The organism is Dellaglioa sp. CoH-57-MRSF-19, assembly GCF_056781975.1.
This window is the reverse complement of the sequence record NZ_JBXAXW010000084.1, coordinates 1-585: the sequence shown is the minus strand read 5'-3', so window position 1 is coordinate 585 and position 585 is coordinate 1. Positions and strand designations below refer to the sequence as shown.

Sequence of the window (585 nt, the reverse complement as noted above, 5' to 3'; positions counted from 1 at the left end):
AGACGGGTGTGCGTATCTCTGACAAGAAGGAAGAGGTGGCTCTGTGTTGGCCTATGCCGAGTCTGGAAAAAGCGTATCCTGACGACGTACCGTCGTTTGCGAAGCGTAGCAAGGGACCCCACTTCGGCATGTGGAAGTTGGATGGCACGAGCCTCCAAGGACTGTACGATCGTGGCACTCCCAAGGCTCTTATCACGCGTGGTGATGGCATGGTTGGTCGCGATGTGTCGTACCTGATTCCGAAGCTTGTAGAGTTCGGACTGATTCCGGCACGGATTCCGACCCGAAACCGAACGGTCTTTCGATTCGAAGCATTGATGAAGAAGGATGTGTTTGCTGAGAAATACAGCCGTGAGGCAGCGGGCGACGACGGTTTCGACAATGCGCGCGCCATGGTCAACGGCTTGTTCAATCGCTCGTGGTCGAGTCGGGCGCTCCGCGACGTGTCTATGGTGGTACTTGGCGTCTACCACAATGAGGACATCAGTACTGTCCGGCAAGGCCTTAACAAGGCCAAGCAGTGGGGATTCGAAACGGTGCCATTCTTCGAAGTGCAGCCGAACCGCGCGTTCCTCGAAGCTGCGC

General features: G+C 56.4%; 1 protein-coding gene. It reads left to right on the top strand.

Features of this window, described 5'->3' with window-relative positions; translation table 11 throughout:
• Window positions 1–53: 53 nt before the first annotated feature.
• Window positions 54–585 (top strand): hypothetical protein (locus AC1RO3_RS08330; protein ID WP_481763979.1); only part of this gene is annotated, 532 nt, incomplete at its 3' end.